Raw genomic sequence first — 2,289 nt, forward strand, 5'->3', positions numbered from 1 at the left:
TGATAGGTTGATATTTTTTGCTGGTATATTTGGGTAAATAAGCGTTTCATCTTATCAAGCAAAAACTGTACACTTTATTCTAGCAGTCACAGTATATCTGTTGATTCAACTAGAGTAAACCAAAATGATTTATTTGTTGCTATCTCAGGTTATCAGCAAGACGGTCATGATTTTATAGATAATGCAATAAAAGCAGGAGCTACTGCTATTGTTGGAGAAAAAGAGATAAGTGACTTAACAGTTCCTTATATTAAAGTAGCCAACAGTCGATTGGCACTTGCTAAAATTGCTGGTAACTTCTATAAACATCCATTTAGAACACAAAAACTTATCGGTATTACTGGTACGAATGGAAAAACAACAACCTCTTTTATGCTAAAACATATCCTAGAAGAAGCAGGTTTGTCTTGTTCTTTATTTGGTTCTGTTTTTAACGTTGTAAATGGACAAGTTTCTTCTTCTAAACATACAACCTTAAATGCTCTCGAGCTACAAAGACAACTTTATATAAGTAAAGATGACGTTATTATTATGGAAGTTTCTTCACATGGTTTATCACAGTTTCGGGTTGAAGGAATAAAATTTGATTATTGTCTATTTACGAATTTAGATGAGGAACATCTTGATTACCATAAAGATATGGAAAAGTATTTCTCTGTTAAAGCTAGCCTATTTAATAAATTAAAATTAAATGGTAGTGCAATTGTAAGTGCCTATAACAGTTGGGGAGAAAAACTAATTGATAAACTAAAGGGGAACGTTTCGAATATTGTTACAATGGGCGAGGGAAGCAATCATGATCTACAAATTATTTTTGAGAAAAATAAAGAAGATTCTTCTACATTGTTAAACCAAAGAAACAAGAGCTATGAATTAAAATTAAAAATGTTAGGTTCTCATAATATATATAATGCTGCAATGGCATTTTTGACAGCTAAAGAACTAGGTATTGAAGAAAATAGAATTATTCGTTCATTAGAGACATTGAGAGGTGTTCCAGGGAGATTCGAAATTATTCAAGCTCCAGAACAAGCTACTTTTGTTATTGACTATGCACATACAGCTGACGCTTTTTATCATTGTCTAAAGACAGCAAGAGATTCTGGTGCAAAACGAATTTATCATGTTTTTGGATTTAGAGGGAATAGAGATGAGAACAAACGTCAAGCAATGATTAACATTTCTAATGAGCTTAGTGATTTAAGTATCCTAACTTTTGATGATTTGAATGATGTCTCTGCTGAAGAAATGGAAACCACCCTTCGAAAATTAAACGTACAAGAAAAAGGAATAGTAATACCTGATCGAACTTTAGCAATCAAATTTGCGTGGACTTATGCTTCTAAAGGGGATTGGGTTATTATCACAGGAAAAGGTGTAGAGACTTATCAAGAATTATATGAAATACCTACTAGTTCTGATAAGGAAACTATTGAGTACCTTCTTCAATAATTAAAGCACTAACAGTCATACCAATTGAGATTAATTGTTCAAAAATATAGGAACAAATGAAAGTTACAATAAAACAAACCAATCTATAGGGTATTAGCCTTATAGGTTGGTTTGTTTTTTAATTTCATGAAACTAATAAGGTTTTGCCCTCTATTTAGAAATAGATTTCCACTTCCTCCACCCATACACAAGAAGAAAAATGGATATACACAACAAAAGAAATTTACCTTGCTTTGTCCAAGTGACAATCTGATACGTAGAATATACCTCAATAGCAAGAGCAGGAATTTTCCCAAGAGTACTTGCCATAAAGAAATGAAAAGGGGACATTTTCCCTACAGCAGAAAGGAAAGTAACAATACTAGAAGGTACAAAGGGCATTAACCGCAGGGAAAAAACCATCAGAAAAGCTTCTTTTCCCGTAACATGTAGTAATTGTTGTACTTTAGGATATTTAGAAACTTTTTGTTCAACAATTCGATTAAATCCTTTCCTATATAGCACAAAAGAAATAATTGCTTCTATTACTTCTCCTAAAAAAGATATAATTGTACCTTCCCACAAACCAAAAATTTTCAAATTAATGGCTGTCACAAATGTGCTAGGAATAAAGCCTAATATGCTTACAACAATACTTATAAGAACACTTAAAATAACTGCTATTTGAGGATAGGTAGATAATAGGGACTTCAAATATGATTGCATTAATTGAATCTCCTGTTATAAATTTTTTATATTTAGACACTAGTGTCGCATTAAAATAATTCAACGCTTTATAAAAATCTAAATTTTCAGTAATTTTATCTTTGCATAAAAAAAGCCTTTATAATGGTTGGG

General features: G+C 31.5%; 2 protein-coding genes. One reads left to right on the top strand and one right to left on the bottom strand.

What is annotated here, in order from left to right; translation table 11 throughout:
• Nucleotides 1-93 precede the first annotated feature (93 nt).
• Nucleotides 94-1,452, top strand: coding sequence for a UDP-N-acetylmuramoyl-L-alanyl-D-glutamate--2,6-diaminopimelate ligase (locus tag AS180_RS21195; RefSeq protein ID WP_226373017.1), 1,359 nt, complete (start codon nucleotides 94-96; stop codon nucleotides 1,450-1,452).
• A 150-nt stretch (nucleotides 1,453-1,602) separates the two neighbouring features.
• Here AS180_RS21195 and AS180_RS21200 read toward each other — a convergent pair whose 3' ends face one another.
• Complete coding sequence (locus AS180_RS21200; RefSeq protein ID WP_062687467.1) at nucleotides 1,603-2,157, bottom strand: TVP38/TMEM64 family protein; 555 nt, start codon at nucleotides 2,155-2,157, stop codon at nucleotides 1,603-1,605.
• Nucleotides 2,158-2,289: the final 132 nt, after the last annotated feature.

It is taken from the genome of Priestia veravalensis (genome assembly GCF_001457055.1).
Taxonomy (GTDB): Bacteria; Bacillota; Bacilli; order Bacillales; family Bacillaceae_H; genus Priestia; species Priestia flexa.

Bases quoted from the DNA above. Each gene is read 5' to 3' on its own strand.
- AS180_RS21200 (WP_062687467.1), bottom strand. From the start codon at position 2,157: ATGCAATCATATTTGAAGTCCCTATTATCTACCTATCCTCAAATAGCA.